General features: G+C 47.8%; 1 protein-coding gene. It reads left to right on the top strand.

Annotated features, from left to right (window positions below):
* The coding region (gene tnpA, locus ACOCD2_RS25705) for an IS200/IS605 family transposase (RefSeq protein ID WP_293675654.1) at positions 1-290 on the top strand (290 nt) is incomplete at its 5' end.
* Positions 291-542: the final 252 nt, after the last annotated feature.

Here is a 542-nt window from a genome sequence, read left to right on the forward strand (position 1 = left end):
GATGTCGGGTAATCGAATTGAATGTGCAGCCAGATCATGTGCATCTGCTGGTGAAGGTGCCGCCAAAGGTGTCGATATCGAAGTTGCCTGGTGTGGTGAAAGGAAAAACTGCACTGCGGATATTCACGAAATTTCCGTACCTACGGAACAAACCATATTGGGGCAATCATTTCTGGGCGAAAGGTTACTGCGTTGATACAGTAGGTGTAGATGCTGAGATGATACGGAAGTATGTAAAATACCAGGAGAAACAGGAACAACGCCAAGTTCAAATGGACTTGGGCAAGTAATCAATGAAATGGGATAACTCACCAGCCAGCCTTCTCAGAAGGCTGGCATCAAAGCCCCCTTATAGGGGGCAAAAGGCAAATCTGCGTTCTTAGAACGCAGATTTTTAGAATATAATCACACGGGACCCGACACCAGGATCAGTTCCCCTGGTTCTGGAGAAACGGCAAGTTCACGGGTGAGCGGGTTAACAATGTACATCTGACGAATGCCGAAAAGAAAACAGCCCACGAGCGGGCGGAGGGTAAATCATC

Source organism: Thiolapillus sp. (assembly GCF_048562965.1).
Lineage (GTDB): Bacteria > Pseudomonadota > Gammaproteobacteria > Chromatiales > Chromatiaceae > Thiolapillus > Thiolapillus brandeum_A.